Origin of the sequence: Nocardia abscessus (genome assembly GCF_015477775.1) — a bacterium.
Classification (GTDB): domain Bacteria; phylum Actinomycetota; class Actinomycetes; order Mycobacteriales; family Mycobacteriaceae; genus Nocardia; species Nocardia abscessus_A.
Window position 1 is genome coordinate 20,411 of the sequence record NZ_JADLQO010000019.1, and the last position, 14,796, is coordinate 35,206.

The following is a 14,796-nucleotide window of genomic DNA, read 5'->3' on the forward strand; positions in this document are numbered from 1 at the left end:
AGTGGGGTACGTGCTCGGACTCGGCGGCCCCTATCACCATGACGCCTCTGCCTGCCTCGTCGCCGACGGGCGACCCATCGCGTTCGCAGAGGAGGAGCGATTCTCCCGGATCAAGCATCACCGCGATTCCCGCAGCGCCGCGGCTGCGGCGGCGTGGTGCCTTCAGCAGGCCGGACTGCGGTGGGGCGATATCGACGAAGCCGCCGTGGCGTGGAACCCGCACTGGCCCACCCCCGCCGACCACATCACCGACCCCGAGCTGATCACCGAACTCCTCGGACCGGCCACAGGTCCGGATCGTCCACGTCGGCTGAGCATCGTCGGCCACCACCTCGCCCACGCCGCCAGCGCGTTCTACCCCGCCGGTGTCGCCGACGCCGCCGTCATCGTCGTCGACGGCTCCGGCGACGGAATCTCCACCAGCATCCACCACGGCACCGCCACCGGTCTGCGAACCGTGCGGGCATTCCCCTTCACGCAATCGCTGGGCTGGTTCTATCAATTCGCCACCGAGCATGCCGGGCTCGGCGATTGGACCAATGCGGGCAAACTGATGGGGCTGGCCGCCTACGGGCAGCCGCGCTTCGACCTGAACTTCCTGCAACCCACCAGTTCCGGCTACCACCTGGATCTCACCGCCTACGGCCTGGCCCCCGAGACAGATGAGACCACCCGCTACAGCGACCTGTCTTACTACCGCGACCTACGCCGCGCCTACGGCAAGGCGTTCACCGACGCCGGAATCCCAGCCCAACCCCCCGCCGGGCACGACGCACATCGCGCGATCGCCGCCGATCTCGCGGCCTCAGCCCAGCTGCTGCTGCAACGCTGCCTGATCAGTGTCGTCGCGGCCGCGCTCGAAGAGACCGGCGCCACCGCGGTGTGCCTGGCCGGCGGGGTCGCGCTCAACTGCACCACCAACGGAATCCTCGCCCGAACCCCCGACATCGAGTCCCTGTTCGTGCAGCCCGCCGCCAGCGACGCCGGATGCGCGCTCGGCGCCGCCCTCGAGTGCGCGCACCGCCGCGGCGAACGCGCCGTACCCGGCCCTAGGCAAACCCACACTCTGCTCGGCCCGTCCTTCGACAACCACGCCATCGAGACCGCGCTACACACCGCGGGAGTCGCCTACAACACCCCATCCGACATCGCGGTCACGGCTGCTCGCCTGTTGGCCGAAGGCAAGGTCATCGGCTGGCATCACGGCCGCGCCGAGGCCGGGCCGCGCGCGCTCGGGGCTCGCAGCATCCTCGCCGATCCCCGCACCACCGCGCTACGCGACCGGATCAATCTCGAGATCAAACGCCGCGAGTTCTGGCGCCCCCTCGCACCGAGCATGCTCGAGTTGGGCGCGTGGACGACCACACCGAGCGCTCCGGCGGAATTCATGATCGTCGCCCACGACGCCACAACCTATGCCCATCAACAGATTCCGGGTGTGGTGCATGTCGATGGCACGATGCGCCCGCAACGGGTCGACCCAGGACTGCAACCGGCATACGCTCGCCTGATTCAGGCCTTCGAGGCCGAGACCGGGATCGGCGTCGTGTTGAACACCAGTTTTAACGGGCCCGGTGAACCGATCGTCCATTCGCCTGCTGACGCACTGCGCAGCGGCGCGCGGCTGAGCCTGGACGCCATCGTGATCGGCGACTATCTGATCACCTCACCCCAATCGAGCTCCACCCGACCGGCAGGACATGGATCATGACCAGCGTGACCGACACCGACACGATCACCACCATCGACAGGATCCGCGCCCGACACGGCCAGGCGCTGGGCATCGGCACCGGCTGCGACATCGCCGAAGACATCGACATCCTCATCGACCCCGATGCCAGCGTCACCATCGGCGACGGAGTCAGCATCCGCCGCGGCACCACCCTGCAGGCCAATCGCGGGGGTCACATCATCATCGGCGACGACGTCGCTATCGGCGAGAACGTCGTCATCTCCGCCATGACCACCATCCGCATCGGCCGCGGCGTGGGCCTGTCGAATATGGTCGATATCCACGACCACAACCACCGCCCCCGCACCCACGACACCGTCACCCTCGGTGACCCGATCACTGCGTGGGCCAGTGGCTTCGACGCCGCACCGATCACCATCGAATCCGGCGCCATCATCGCGAACAAAGTAACGATCACCGCCGGAGTCACCATCGGGCAGAACACGCGCGTCGGAGCCAACGCGGTCGTCACGGCCTCGCTCGCCCCCAACACCACCGCCGTCGGTATGCCCGCCCGCGTCATCGCACGCCACCCCGGTCCGCTCGACCCTGCGCAGCCACGCCGACAGCTGCGCATCGCCTGGTTCGGAACGTCGCTGATGGAACACTACGAAGCCCACAACCCGCGACTGTCCACCCAAGCCGACCTGCCCGAAATCGGAGAACAACTCGCAGTCACCGAATGGCGCAACCGTGGCTACGTCCACGCGCTGATCACCAGCTGGTCCATCCGCTACCCCTGGATCACGTTCCATTCCAACAACTTCGGCGAAGGAGGCGCGACCTCCCGAGACGTCCTGGCCAACCTTCGCGCCGCCGTCGACGCCGGCGGAAGCTGGGACCTCGCCGTCCTGGGGGTGGGCATCAATGATGTCTGGCGCCACCACCAAGGCCGCAGCGCCGAAGCAGTAGGGATCGAGGAGTACGACACCAATATCCGCACCGCCCTCCAACTCCTCACCGCCCGGTCGCGACGGGTCATCGTCATCGGCGAACCTCCGATGGGCTGGGAACCCGCCATCGACGTCCCCGCAGCGAACACCGACCTGGCCGACTACAACCGGCGCGCCCACCGCGCCGCCGCCGACGCGGGCGCGGACTTCATCGACACCTGGGCCCCCGTCCTGTACACCGCGACAGCCTTCGGATGGTCACCGACAGCGCCGGCCGCACCACCCGCAGGAGCACCGAGCGTCTGGAGTGACGGAGTCCACCTCTCTGAGCTGGGAGACGAACTCTTGCGCCAGCTCGTCACCCAGCACGTCACCGAACACCGGCTCCTCGACGGCCTGCTCACCCTCGACCGGCTCGACCGCAACACCGCCGCCCGCCTCTACTCCAGATGACCACCGACAACTCCACCATCGAGACAATCCAGAAGATCATGCGGCCGCGCGACCGGCCGCGAGTCATCTTCTGCGATTGGCACGGCGTGCTGTGCCGGAAACCGTTCTGGCACAGCATCACCGACACCCCCGGGCACTCCTTACACACGATCCTCACTCACGAGCTGGATCGACTGTTCACACCCGGCAACCGCGAAGGCCGCGACTGGATGTGCGGGACACGAACCTCCCGCGACATCCTCACCCACCTCGCCACCCAGCACCGCGACCTGGACGTCGACCTCCTGCTAACCCAGCTCGTAGACGACATCGCCGCAATGCCCGTCGACCAGCCGCTCATCAACGCCCTGCATCGAGCGCGGTCCCACACGACGGTCGTCCTGGCCACCGACAACATCGACCTGTTCGCCAGCACATTCCGCACCGCCGCCGCGCGAACCGATCACCGACCAGCGACACCAGCGCGAATGCAGACCATCACCGCGAAATTCGATGACATACTCAGCTCCAGCGAAATCGGAGTACTGAAGGTCGAAGACCCCGAATACTTCTTCGGGCCTTGGCTGGAAAGGACTGGACTGACCTGGTCGGACGCGCTCCTCATCGACGACCGGTCAGCCAACTGCCACGCGTTCGAGCAGATGGGCGGCACGGCCCTCGAGTGGGTGACGCACTCTGCCGAGTGAATGATCCAACCGAAACCCCAGGAGGCAGTGATCGCTCCAGACCCGGCGTACCTCGCGCTGGCCAAAAACGGTGGCGAATCACCCGGTGATACAGGCGAAAGCTCAAGGGCAAAACGCCGCCGACCTCATCGCCGTGGCCGCCCGTCATGTCGGGTTCGCCCTGATCGCTGTCGGATTGGCTGAGTGGGGCGCGGAACCCAACGGCCACGCCGAGATGCAAGCGCGCGTGGCGAACCAACAGTTCGACACTGTTGTTGGCACCGATCAGTTACGCCGCTGCCTCCGCGGTGAGCTGCCTGGACGCGTGCGCTGCCGCCGCATACCGGCTGTGCGTAGGCATAACCGATATAGAATCGGATCTGAGGCAACTCGGCAAGGCCATGCAGGGCGGTGCCGTCCTGCGGCCGAACCTGCAGACGTGGGCACTGGACGCCTTGGCCGATCCCGGCTATCCAGAGATGGTGGGAGTGCGTCATCGGATGGTGCACCGCGACATCCCGAGCACGTCCCTGCGCCCGGACGCACGACCTATCGTGTCGGCGGGCAAGACCGGACTCCCGAGGACGCCACACGTATGTTCGCCGACATCGCGCAGCGCTACTACGAGAAGTTCATCGCTGCGGTTCTCGCGGACTTCCCGTAGAGGCATCGGCGCTCGGAATCTGTAGGGAGGCGTAGCGGCGCCGTGGAGAGACCCAGTGATCCATGAGCTGCCCGTCCACCGGATACAAGACGGGCTGCGAGTACCAGCTGTTGTCGGGGGCTGCCGTACATACCTGCACCGTGCTGGCTCACGAGGCCGGTCGCGTGAGCGGCGATGGCAAATACACTCTGCCGCAGATCAAGTCGCGTGCAGAGCGCGCCACACAGAAAGGGCGCGGCGGCGACGACAACGCCACCTACCACGAGGTCCGCAAGTTCCTGCGCCTCGCATTGAAGTGCAACCCGTCGATCCTCGAGCTGCTGTGGCTCGACTAATACCTGGTGCGCACCGAGTTCGGCGACGAGCTGATTGTGCTGCGCCGTGATGTGCTCAGCACCAGAGCGGTCCGCAACGCCTATCTCGGCTACGTCACCGACCAGCTCGACAAACTGGTGCGACGCGGCCGACAGGACACCGACTCCAGCGACCGCCGCCGCGAGAAACACGCCCGCCACGTCGCACGGCTGCTGATCCAAGGATTCCAGCTCTACAGCACCGGCGAACGCACCGTCCGCGTCCAAGACCGGGACCGCATCATGGGCATCGGCGAACAGGTGATGAGCGATCCCGAGGCCACTGCGCTGCGCCACCTGCTCGCCCAAAACGAGCGCGGATTCAACGCGGCCAAATCGCCGCTACCAGAACGTCCGGAAACCGATCGGCTCGATGATCTGATGCGCCGCATCCGCATCGCTGACCTGAAAGGGCAGCTGCCCGCGTGAACGACTGGTATATCGCCGACCTCCACATCGGGCACCGCCACGTTGCCGAGACCCGCGGGTTCGACGACCCCGCCGACCACGACCGGAAGCTGGCCGAACTCTGGGACGAGAAGGTTGCCACCGGCGACCGGGGTGTGGGTGCTCGGCGACATCTCCGTCGGCGGAAACGTCAGGAACTCAACGCTCTGCTCTGGCTAGCCGACCGGCCCGGCGAAAAGCACTTGGTCACCAGCAATCATGACGGCTGCCATCCGATGCGCTCCCTGGCCGCGAAGTGGCAGTCGATCTATCTGGCCAACGGGTTCGCCTCGGTGCAGCAGACCGCGGTGCACAAGATCGCCGGGCAGCGCGTCATATTGACGCACTTCCCGTTCCGGCACGACCCCGAGGGCGACCACACCCCGGAGAACCGGTTCGAGTCATGGCGCGTGCCCGATGACGGCCAGATCATCATCCACGGCCACACCCATTCCAAGGTGCAGGTCCGCGGCCCGCAGATCCACGTCGGCGCGGACGCGCACGGCCTGGCGTCGGTGTCGCGTGCCTGGGTGACCGAGCAGGTCGAGCGGATCGTGGCCGCCACTGCGACGTAACGAGTGCTACCTGAATGTCGCTACGGTTCAGGGGCTGGCAAACCTAGACGTTCCGCGGCGGCGCGTAGGGCGTCCAGCCCCTCCGCGATCGCGTCGGCCTCGTTGAAGGGTTCGTACTCGATCCCATTTTCGGCGAGGCTCGCAGCTCTCTTGGGGAACGGCTTGGCCCCCGCGCGCTCGGCCACCCGGTGTCCTCCGGGGGTAGCGGTCTGGAAGTAATACAGCGTGAGGGGCGGATCTTCGGCCGCCAGAGCTTCGATAGCGTGACGCGCGAGCTGTGTGGCGATGCCGCGGCGACGCATGCATTCGACGGTGTACGCACCGCGGTCAAACGCCACTTCACCTGGCGCTGGCTGATACGCCACGAACGCAGCCACTGCATGGCCCTCGTCGTCAACAGCGACCCAAACCCGGCGCAGGGGATCCTCGGGTGGATGGCTCGCTTGGAACGTGATGCCCTCGATTCCGCATGCGCTCACGGACTTCAGTATGGAGGCCTCACGATCAATCGGTCCAGATCCACGCGGGTCGATCGTGCCCCCCGGCAACAGCCAGGCTATCGAAACTATGTTCGATTGAACGTAGGATCTCCTGCATGCCTGAGCTGGAGCCCCGAGACTGGGCGGAAAAATGCATAGATTACGTCGACAAGCTGGTCCGATGGAACAGTCTTCGTCCCGTATCTGAGTCGGCAGGTCTACACCGAGCTCGCGAAGGCCTTCGTCGCCGAAGCCAAACAGTACGAGGCCGACTACCAGGCCCTCAGCACCCAAACCGTCGTCACCGACAACTTCATTCAGCTCGCCAAGGCGCCGCTGGCGAACAAGACCTACGAGACCCAATACACCACTCAACTATTGGCCCAAGCGAAAAACAACTTCGACAACGCCAGCGCCGCGGTCACCGCCGCGCAGCAACGGCTGACGGCGGCTCAGGACACTGCCGAGGAGACCCAGATCGACTTCGAGGAGATCGGCGTACCCGAATGGAAGAATCAACAGATCCTCAAGGCGATCATCGACCTCAGCACCGCGGTCATCACCTTCGGCGTCGGGATCGGCGCCATGTTCGTCGGCGACCCTGCCGCAGGCGCCGCCGCCGCGGGCAGCGCGATCGAGGGAGCGGAGGCGGTGGAAGCCGCCGCCCAGGCCGGCAGTGACATCGCGAACCTGGCCGCGAGCCTCAAAAACTGCATGGACCAGCTCAAAAAGATCGCGGAGGCACTGAAAGAGGTCTACGACCTGTCGAAGGAGATCGTCGACGCCGTCGAGAACTTCCACGACGCCGAGGAATACGCCGCCAAGCTCAGGGACATGAACCTCGACACCGGCGGGGCGGATCTCACCGCGACCTACCAGTGGCAGATCTACCAGCAAAACACCGATGCCATGCTCGCCGACCCGATCCAGAAAGGCATCCGCTACGCACGCGAGCTCAAACTAGCCGTCGACGCCGTCGCCATCCACGGGCAGGAATTGGCCGCCGCCCAAGCGGCTGCGGTCGCGGCCGGCCAACAGTACGCCGCGGTCAGCCTGCAAAAACAATTGGCCGAACAGGAACAGCAGCAACTGCAGCAATACCTGGACTCCCTGGTCCACGGCAAGGCTCCGCTGGCAGCGCTGATGCAGCAGCTGTACCAGCGCTACCTCGACACCAAGAGCTCGCTGTTCACCGCCCTGCAGGGCTACCGCGCCTCGTACTTCTACTGGGCACTGGCACCCTCGGTAGTGCGCCCACGCATCCTCGACAACATCGGCGAACTCGACGCCGGGCTGACGAACCTGACCAGCATCACCATGGACTCCGCGACGGCCCTGGAACACTTCTCCCCGCCGCCGCAGATCCTCGCCGACAAGAGATACACCATCAACAGCACAAACGCCCCCGACGTCCTCGCCCAATTCAAGAAAACAGGGACCGCCCGCTTCGAGGTACCACTGGACACCGACGAGTTCGCCGGTTTCGGCCGAGTCCGGCTCACCCGCGTCCGGATCTGGGTGGACAATGCCGTGCCGCGAAACGGCAGCTCGATCAACCTGACCCTCGGCAACCAAGGCAACTACCTCGATCGCTATCGAGGCAAAACGTATCAATTCACTTCCAAGCCTTTGGCTCTCGACTTCGAGTACCGGGTCACTGCCAAGAAGAACGGACCACCCGACTGGAGCTTCGACGACGGCACCTACGGTTACGTCGAAGTCGACGGCGCCCTCGACCAGCAGGTGAGCTACGCCTATTTCGAACCGACGCCCTTCGCCGGATGGTGCATCATGGCCGACCCGTCGACAACCGACTTGTCGAACGCGACTTCGATCACCATGCAGTTCTCCGGCTCGATAATCCACGACGCGTGACAGACCGCCGACGAGCACGCCGGCGTCGATGCTGATCTGGCTGCTGGCAGCAGCTCCGGGGCGCACGCGGCGGACACTATGCGGCGCATACCCGTTTCGAACTCCGCGCCGACCGCGGCTTGCAGGTGCGGTGCGGGAAGGCCGCCCGCAGGTGGTGAGCACAGGCACCTGTCACTACAGGCGGGCGAGAGGGGGCTCGCCGGTGAGCGCGACCAGCACCTCGGACACTGTGGCCAGTCGCCGAGGATCGTGCCGTTGGTGAACCCTGGGTACGTCGACGTGTGCGTGTCCGCGCTTGAACAGGGTCGCAGCAGAGCGGCCGAATTGATTTTTGACCAACTCTGCTGTGGTGTGGCCGATCCAATCCATGTTCACCTGTAGTTCTTCAGCCCATGGGGGTTCATCACGGGACCGGCGGACGAGGACTGCAGCCGAACCGATTCGCCGGGAGCGAATCGCGGGAGAGTAGTGCCGGTTCGGCTTGACCTCAACTGCTCTTGAGGTTCGATGATCGAGGAATGAGCATCCTGTTTCACAACACCATGCGGATCACGGACGGCCACCTCGAACAGTTCGAGGCGGCCGTGCGGCGGGCGGTGACGTTCGTCGAAGAACACGGCCCGCAGCTGATGGTGCAGGTATTTCTCGACGAAGAACGCGGCTTGGCCCACAGCTTCCAGCTGTATCCCGACTCCGAAGCCGTGCTCGCGCACTGGAAAATGTCTGATCCCTACATCCAGGACGTGATGGCCCACTGTACAGTGCAGTCGTTCGAGACCTACGGTGAGATGTCCGACGAGGTGCTCGCCGGGCTGCGTTCAGGACCGGCCGACCAGGCGGCGGTGCGGCCACTGCTCACAGGTTTCACGCGGTTCTGACTCTCAGATCGGATCGTGGTACTCGCGGGCTATGCCCGAAACCGAACACGGATATCGGAGGTAGCGCGGCGGGCCAGCTCTGCCGGGTTAGGCGCTCTCGCGCTACCTCCTGCGGGTTTCCCCCGATACCGGAGACCGGGTAACCGGCACATCATCTGCGTGCGGCATGGCACGCTACAACGCCGTCATCGGCTACTTGCCGCGCATCCATTGCAGTTGTGGGCCATATGTTATAACTTGCTCGCTCGCCGGGGTCACCCTGATCTGACCTACGGGGGGCGGGGTCGACGCGCAAGGTCGCGCGCTCGTGGTGCGCGACGACAACCTCGACCTCTTCCACGGCGGCCATTATCGCGGGGTTCACCCACCGACGTCGCCTGATTTATCGCGTGCAAGTGACCGATCGGACTTCGCCGAGAGAGGTTCGAAAGACGGTCTGAAAACGGCATTTGCATACGCTCGGAGCCCACTTCGTTCGCCGCGGTGGCATCGGGTGCGCGGGTCGGTGACAACAACGGTGGGAAATGTGGCGACAGATACGCTGATCACCGGTCCCGGGTGACCTGCGGCTACTGCACCGCCCTGCCGCTCCTACTCGGCATCGCCGCACACCGCGCCTGGCCTGAGCCGCATGTGCTGATTGATTCGGCCGCCTGCCTTTGTCGGCGTGTGCCGGATCGGAGCCGCACCTTGCCCGTCCCGATGCGCTGACGGTGCAGTTCCCGCCGGGTGACGATTGACCGAGTGAGCAGTGTCATGGTGCCCGACGGGAACTCGCGGCGTAAGTTCGTTAATTAGCGAAATATCGAAGGATGGTGAGCGTGCTCGACGAGTGCAAGGCACTGGCGAACGAGACCCGGTTGCGCATCCTGGAGTGGCTCAAGGACCCGGAGTCGAACTTCCCTGGGCGGGAGGGGGATACGGCCGAACTCGGTGTCTGCGTCGGCCTCATCCAGCAGAAGGCCGGGACCTCGGCTTCGACCATGTCGGTGCATCTGGCGATCCTGCAGCGCGCCGGATTCCTCCATGCCACGCGGCGCGGGCAGTGGACGTATTACCGCCGCGACGATGCCCGCATTCGCGCTTTCACCGAACAACTCCATCGCGTTCTCTGAATCCGAAAGGCAGCGTCATATGCCCATCGCACTGTCCATCCTCGATCTGGCATCGATCGCACCCGGCCAGACCCCACGTGACAGCTTCGACAACAGCGTCGAATTGGCCAGAGCCGCCGAACGCAGCGGCTACCGGCGGATCTGGTACGCCGAGCACCACAACATGGCCTCCATCGCATCGAGCGCCACGAGTGTTCTGATCGGCTATGTCGCTGCGCATACCGACACCATTCGGCTCGGCGCGGGCGGCATCATGCTGCCCAATCACTCACCGCTGGTCATCGCGGAGCAGTTCGGCACGCTGGAAACGTTGTTTCCGGGCCGGATCGACCTCGGGCTCGGACGCGCCCCGGGCAGCGACCAGAAAACCATGCACGCGCTGCGCCGTAGCCCGTCGTCCGCGGACTCCTTCCCACAGGATGTGCTGGAACTGCAGGGCTACCTGTCAGGGCAGTCGCGAGTGCCGGGCGTGCGCGCGGTTCCGCGCGCGGAAGGTGTTGTGCCGCTCTACATTCTGGGTTCGTCGCTGTTCGGTGCTCAGCTCGCCGCGCAGCTCGGCCTGCCGTATGCCTTCGCATCTCATTTCGCACCGGCCGCCCTGCATCAAGCGGTCGCCGTCTACCGCGACACCTTCCGGCCGTCGGAGCAATTGGCTGAACCATACGTCATGGCCGGAGTCAACGTATTCGCTGCCGAGGACCACGACGAGGCGGCCGAGCAGAAGGTGACCGCCTACCGTGCCCGGACCCGGATGATGATCTCGCGAGGTGCGGCGGGCCCCGACTTCACCGACGCGGAGATCGACGCATTCCTCGCCTCCTCCAACGGCCGCCAACTCGCCTCGATGACCCAGTACACCGCCGTCGGCACGTCCACCGAAGTCCGCGAATACCTCGAGGATTTCGCCACCTCCACCCACGCCGACGAACTCATCCTCGCCCACCAAGCCACCCGAATCGACGACCGAGTGCGGTCTGTCGAACTCACCGGCGCCGCCATGGCGGCCGCGACGGCCCGCTAGTTCTAAAACTGACGGAGGTTGTTGACACTGTGGGCTCCTGATACGAAGGAGTCCCGTGCCCGAACGTGTATGGAGTGAGAAGGATCTGGTCCGGCGAGCGAACCGGCGCCTGGCGGTGCTTCGGCACGCCGAGGAGGTCAGCTGAAGGTTGTTGCGGGGTCAGCGCGATGTGATGGGCTCGGGCGTTTCGGCATCCTGCGCTGGGTAGGCGAGGGTGTTCTTCGGGCCGACCGTGAGGATGTAGAGGAACAGGGCACCCATGACGCCGACGCCCACCCACATGGCCTGCTGCCAACCGTCGACGAAGGATTGTTGTGCAGCCTGGATCAGCTGTTGTGTGTGAGAGCCTGCACCGTCGGCGGCGTTGACGGCATTGGCGATGCCTTCGCGTGCGGTGTTCGCGGTGTCCTGCGGGATGCCGTCGAGCTTGCCGTTGATGGCGTTGCGGTAGCCGGTGGCCACGAGCGCGCCGAGTAGGGCGACACCGAGTGCGGTGCCGAATTCGCGGGTGACGTCGTTGAGTGCGGAGGCGACGCCCTGCTTCTCTTGTGGCAGAGAGCTGGTGATGGCTTGAGTGGAGGGAGTCATCGCCAGGCCCATGCCGATTCCCATGGCGATGATGCCGGGCAGGATGGACAGGTAGCCGCCGTCGACGGAGGCGAACCCGGCCATTTGCGCCAGGCCGACGCCGCCCACGGCGATGCCGATCGCCATGGTCGTGCGGGAGCCGATGCGCTCGGCCAACTTTGGGGCAAGGCCGGAGGTCATCATCATCGCCACGGCCATGGGCATCAGGGCCAGCGTGGCCAGCAGGCCCGACCAGCCGAGCACCGCCTGGAAGAACGGGAACAGCACCACGGCGATGCCGGCTTGGACACCGAAGACGACCAGCAGCGTGATCGAGCCGCCGGCCAGGCCGCGCTCACCGAAGAGGCGGACATCCAGTAGTGCCGCGTCGCGGTGGCGCAGTTCCCATGCCACGAATCCGACGGTGGCGATGAGGCCCACGATGAGGCTGATCAGTGTCGCGGGTGTGGTCCAGCCTCGTTCGGGGCCTTCTTGCAGGATGAAGATGAGACCGACTACGGCGACGACGGAGATCAGCGCCCCGACGGTGTCGAAGGCATGTGAGGCGTCCTCGTGAGAGTTCGGCACGGCGTTGAGCGTCGTGGCCAGGGCTGCGATGACCAGAGCCGCGGGAAGGACGAACAGCCAGCGCCAGTCGGCGACGTCGACGAGCAGTGCGGACAGGAACATGCCCAGGATGCCGCCGCCTCCGGCGACGCCGGTCCACACACCGATCGCTTTGCCGCGCTGTTCTTCGGGGAAGGTGGAGGTGATCACCGCAAGGGTGATGGGCATGATCATGGCCGCGCCGATGCCAGCCGCCACGCGCGCACCGAGCATCACCTCGGCGTTCGGAGCAAGGCCCGCCACGACGTTGGCGACGCCGAAAACGGCGAGACCGGAGACGAGCATGGGTTTGCGGCCCAGGCGGTCGCCGATCGCGCCCAGCGGCAGCAGCAGCGCGGCCAGGGTGAGGGTGTAGATGTTGATGATCCACAGGATGGTGTTCTGTGAGGCGCCGAACTCGACAGCCATCTGGGGCTGGGCCACGTTGAGCCCCGACACCGACGCGATGACGGCCATCAGTGCGAGTGAGACCGCGACCAAGATGGCGCGCAGCCGAGCGGCGTCCGGGGTGGAGCCACTATCGTCGGCGGCGGGAACCGCAGGTGTGGGTTGGTTGGTGTCCATGGCTTCCTCTCGGAAATGGGCATGCCGAACTAGACGCGGCGGTCGATGTCCGGTCGCCGTGTTGGGGATGCGATGTGTGGTCGCGGCGGGCCCGGGTGGAGGTAGCGGGCCCTGTCGGTCAGGTGGTGATCTGTGCGGCGGCCAGCGCGGCGTCGGTGTCGGCAGTGGCGAGCACGGCGTTGATGTGCGCGCCGGCCAGCGCGCCTGCCGCCGCGGATGCACCGACCTGGGCCGTGAGGTCGGTCGCGTTGCCGGCCACCCAGACCCCGGGCACATCGGTGGTGCCCGCCATCATGGAGGCGAACCGGCGGCCCATGTTGTCGGGCAGATCCTCCATCGGCAACTCGAGTTCTTCCAGGCCCGCGGTGCGGGCCTGCATGTGGGTGGCGACGGCGAGGACGCGGCGGGCCACGACCCGCCCGTCGGTCAACCGGACACCGGTGAGCGTGCCGTCGGCGGCGGTGACGACCTCGGCCACCGGCGTGTCGACGACGGTGATGTGGCGGGCGGCGAAGCGCGCGCGGGTGTCGTCGTCGAGGTCGGTGTCGCCGGTGAAATAGATCAGGTCGTCGGTCAATTGGCGGAACAGCAGGGCGTGATGGATCGAGCCCGGTCCAGTGGCGATGATGCCGATGGGCTCGTCACGTACCTCCCAGCCGTGGCAGTACGGGCAGTGCACCACGCTGTGCCCCCAATGCTGCCCCAGGCCGGGTACGTCGGGCAGCACATCACGCAGCCCGGTAGCCACCAGCACACGGCGGGCGGTCAGGGTGCGGCCGTCGGTCAAGGCAACGGTGAACCGCAGGTCACCGTCAGCGGACGGGTCGGTCGGCGCGGTGGAAGCCACGGTCGCGTACACGACCTGGCCGCCGTAGTGGCGCACCTGCTGGCGACCTCGCTCGAGTAACTGCGCGGGCGGGGTGCCGTCGAGCACGAGGAACCCGTGCATGGCTTCGGCAGGCGCGTTGCGGGGGTCGCCGCTGTCGATCACGACGACCGAACGACGGGAGCGGGCCAGCATCAGCGCACCGTTGAGGCCCGCGGCGCCCCCGCCGATCACCACGACGTCGATGGTCTCGTCGGGCAGTGTGTCGGATGCGTAGGTGAAAACGTTCTCCGCCATGCTCTTACCCTTCATACACACCTGGTCCAGCTGTTCTGGACGTCTGCGAGCGACCATAACCGCACCTTGCATCAAAGGCATACAATGTTGCCCATGGCGCAAGAAGATGGTGAATTGGACAGCCTCGTACGCAAACGCATCCGCGCCTTACGTGTGGCGCAGGGCTGGTCCCTCGAAGAACTGGCCACCCGCGCGCACCTGAGCCAGTCCAGCCTCTCCCGCATCGAGAACGGCCAGCGGCGGCTGGCGCTCGATCAGCTGGTCACCCTCGCCCGCGCGCTGGACACCACGCTGGATCAGCTGGTGGAGACCGCCGCCGACGATGTCATCATCAGTCCGATGATCGACGCCGCGCACGGTCTGATGCGCTGGTCGATCAAGGGCGAACCGGGCATGAGCGTCGTGCGTCAGCGGATGACCGAACCCCCGCCGGACAATCCCGCCCGCATGCGCGCGCACCCCGGCCGGGAGTGGCTGGTCGTCCTGTCCGGCACCGCGATCCTCATGCTGGGCCACCGGCGGTTCCGCGTCGAGACCAACCAGGCTGCCGAGTTCCCCACCATGCTGCCGCACGCCATCGGCACAGAAGGCGGCCCGTGCGAAATCCTCGGCATCTTCGACCGCGACGCCCGCCGAGGCCACCAACGCGACAGCGAGGGAGAGCAAAGCGAGGACCGCGCAGGCGATGGCTCGTGCACCTGATCGCGCAGCCGAGCACTTGCGTGTGCGGCACTCTCGACAACCCAATGCTTGCGCATACTGGGA

14 protein-coding genes are annotated in these 14,796 nt (G+C 65.9%); 11 read left to right on the top strand and 3 right to left on the bottom strand.

Going from position 1 to position 14,796, the window contains the following annotated elements:
- The first annotated feature begins 1 nt into the window (after position 1).
- The 6 genes from IU450_RS33750 to IU450_RS33775 all read left to right on the top strand — a co-directional run bounded on the left by IU450_RS33750 (position 2) and on the right by IU450_RS33775 (position 5,782).
- On the top strand, positions 2-1,711 hold the full coding sequence (locus IU450_RS33750) for a carbamoyltransferase (RefSeq protein WP_195153775.1): 1,710 nt from the start codon (positions 2-4) through the stop codon (positions 1,709-1,711).
- Positions 1,708-3,078, top strand: a complete 1,371-nt coding sequence (locus IU450_RS33755) for a GDSL-type esterase/lipase family protein (protein WP_195153776.1) — start codon at positions 1,708-1,710, stop codon at positions 3,076-3,078. The genes IU450_RS33750 and IU450_RS33755 overlap by 4 nt, the downstream gene beginning before the upstream one ends.
- Complete coding sequence (locus IU450_RS33760) at positions 3,075-3,764, top strand: hypothetical protein (protein WP_195153777.1); 690 nt, start codon at positions 3,075-3,077, stop codon at positions 3,762-3,764. The genes IU450_RS33755 and IU450_RS33760 overlap by 4 nt, the downstream gene beginning before the upstream one ends.
- Before the next feature lie 705 nt (positions 3,765-4,469).
- On the top strand, positions 4,470-4,742 hold the full coding sequence (locus IU450_RS33765) for a nucleotidyltransferase domain-containing protein (RefSeq protein WP_195153778.1): 273 nt from the start codon (positions 4,470-4,472) through the stop codon (positions 4,740-4,742).
- A 6-nt stretch (positions 4,743-4,748) separates the two neighbouring features.
- On the top strand, positions 4,749-5,189 hold the full coding sequence (locus IU450_RS33770; protein WP_195153779.1) for a nucleotidyltransferase domain-containing protein: 441 nt from the start codon (positions 4,749-4,751) through the stop codon (positions 5,187-5,189).
- Positions 5,186-5,782 carry a hypothetical protein gene (locus IU450_RS33775; protein ID WP_228835509.1) on the top strand — a complete coding sequence of 199 codons (597 nt, stop codon included), beginning with the start codon at positions 5,186-5,188 and terminating at the stop codon, positions 5,780-5,782. The genes IU450_RS33770 and IU450_RS33775 overlap by 4 nt, the downstream gene beginning before the upstream one ends.
- 20 nt (positions 5,783-5,802) lie before the next feature.
- Here IU450_RS33775 and IU450_RS33780 read toward each other — a convergent pair whose 3' ends face one another.
- Positions 5,803-6,261, bottom strand: coding sequence for a GNAT family N-acetyltransferase (locus tag IU450_RS33780; protein WP_195153780.1), 459 nt, complete (start codon positions 6,259-6,261; stop codon positions 5,803-5,805).
- A gap of 378 nt (positions 6,262-6,639) precedes the next feature.
- On the opposite strand from IU450_RS33780, the gene IU450_RS33785 reads away from it, so the two are divergent.
- From IU450_RS33785 to IU450_RS33800, 4 genes are all read left to right on the top strand, one after another.
- Positions 6,640-8,136: a hypothetical protein gene (locus IU450_RS33785; protein ID WP_195153781.1), complete on the top strand. Its 1,497-nt coding sequence runs from the start codon at positions 6,640-6,642 to the stop codon at positions 8,134-8,136.
- A gap of 518 nt (positions 8,137-8,654) precedes the next feature.
- The gene (locus IU450_RS33790; protein ID WP_195153782.1) at positions 8,655-9,014 is read left to right on the top strand and encodes a hypothetical protein; all 360 of its coding nucleotides are present in this window, start codon (positions 8,655-8,657) and stop codon (positions 9,012-9,014) included.
- A gap of 812 nt (positions 9,015-9,826) precedes the next feature.
- Positions 9,827-10,129 (top strand): ArsR/SmtB family transcription factor, encoded by a 303-nt coding sequence (locus tag IU450_RS33795; protein WP_181720243.1) that lies wholly within the window; start codon positions 9,827-9,829, stop codon positions 10,127-10,129.
- Between the two features lie 19 nt (positions 10,130-10,148).
- Positions 10,149-11,150: an LLM class flavin-dependent oxidoreductase gene (locus IU450_RS33800; protein ID WP_195153783.1), complete on the top strand. Its 1,002-nt coding sequence runs from the start codon at positions 10,149-10,151 to the stop codon at positions 11,148-11,150.
- Positions 11,151-11,309: 159 nt separating this feature from the next.
- On the opposite strand, the gene IU450_RS33805 is transcribed toward IU450_RS33800, so the two are convergent.
- Both IU450_RS33805 and IU450_RS33810 read right to left on the bottom strand, forming a co-directional pair.
- A complete protein-coding gene (locus tag IU450_RS33805; RefSeq protein WP_195153784.1) occupies positions 11,310-12,908 on the bottom strand; it encodes an MFS transporter in 1,599 nt (532 codons plus the stop codon).
- Between the two features lie 118 nt (positions 12,909-13,026).
- Entirely contained in the window at positions 13,027-14,031 is a 1,005-nt protein-coding gene (locus IU450_RS33810; RefSeq protein WP_195153785.1) for an NAD(P)/FAD-dependent oxidoreductase, read from the bottom strand.
- A gap of 93 nt (positions 14,032-14,124) precedes the next feature.
- Here IU450_RS33810 and IU450_RS33815 point away from each other — a divergent pair, with 93 nt between their 5' ends.
- Entirely contained in the window at positions 14,125-14,733 is a 609-nt protein-coding gene (locus IU450_RS33815; RefSeq protein WP_228835510.1) for an XRE family transcriptional regulator, read from the top strand.
- Positions 14,734-14,796 lie beyond the last annotated feature (63 nt).

Coding starts and splice junctions, on each gene's coding strand:
- IU450_RS33760 (WP_195153777.1), top strand. CDS start 3,075: ATGACCACCGACAACTCCACCATCGAGACAATCCAGAAGATCATGCGG.
- IU450_RS33755 (WP_195153776.1), top strand. CDS start 1,708: ATGACCAGCGTGACCGACACCGACACGATCACCACCATCGACAGGATC.
- IU450_RS33805 (WP_195153784.1), bottom strand. CDS start 12,908: ATGGACACCAACCAACCCACACCTGCGGTTCCCGCCGCCGACGATAGT.
- IU450_RS33815 (WP_228835510.1), top strand. CDS start 14,125: ATGGCGCAAGAAGATGGTGAATTGGACAGCCTCGTACGCAAACGCATC.
- IU450_RS33765 (WP_195153778.1), top strand. CDS start 4,470: ATGAGCTGCCCGTCCACCGGATACAAGACGGGCTGCGAGTACCAGCTG.
- IU450_RS33795 (WP_181720243.1), top strand. CDS start 9,827: ATGGTGAGCGTGCTCGACGAGTGCAAGGCACTGGCGAACGAGACCCGG.
- IU450_RS33800 (WP_195153783.1), top strand. CDS start 10,149: ATGCCCATCGCACTGTCCATCCTCGATCTGGCATCGATCGCACCCGGC.
- IU450_RS33790 (WP_195153782.1), top strand. CDS start 8,655: ATGAGCATCCTGTTTCACAACACCATGCGGATCACGGACGGCCACCTC.
- IU450_RS33810 (WP_195153785.1), bottom strand. CDS start 14,031: ATGGCGGAGAACGTTTTCACCTACGCATCCGACACACTGCCCGACGAG.